1 protein-coding gene is annotated in these 367 nt (G+C 65.1%); it reads left to right on the top strand.

The annotated features are described in order from the left end of the window. Window positions 1-365, top strand: a 365-nt coding sequence (locus LQ326_RS47545; protein WP_234545427.1) for a DsrE/DsrF/DrsH-like family protein, incomplete at its 5' end; no start/stop codon positions are given. Between the last annotated feature and the right edge of the window lie 2 nt (window positions 366-367).

The following is a 367-nucleotide window of genomic DNA, read 5'->3' as shown; positions in this document are numbered from 1 at the left end:
TCGAGGCCGACCTGTTCTTCACCTTCTTCGGCCTGGACGCCATCACGAAGAAGCACTGGGAGCACATCAGGCTGGCCACCGTGGGCAACCCCGGACTGCACCTGCCGACGCTGCTCGGCGGCCTGCCCGGCGTCCCGGACCTGGTCACCCGGTACATGGAACGCAAGATGGACAAGCTCGACATCCCGCCGATCCCCGAGTTCATCGAGATGATCGCCGACACCGGCGCCGGCATCTACGCCTGCAAGGCGTCGGTCGACCTCTTCGAACTCGGCAAGGACGACCTCGTCGACCAGGTCCAGGACGTCATCACCGTCGGCGAGTTCTACCAGCACGCGGCCGGCGGCCAGATCATCTACACCTGAGA

The sequence above is a fragment of the Streptomyces shenzhenensis genome, from assembly GCF_021462265.1.
Classification (GTDB): Bacteria; Actinomycetota; Actinomycetes; order Streptomycetales; family Streptomycetaceae; genus Streptomyces; species Streptomyces shenzhenensis.
The sequence above is the reverse complement of the archived record's forward strand: the minus strand, read 5'-3'. Positions and strand labels throughout refer to the sequence as shown.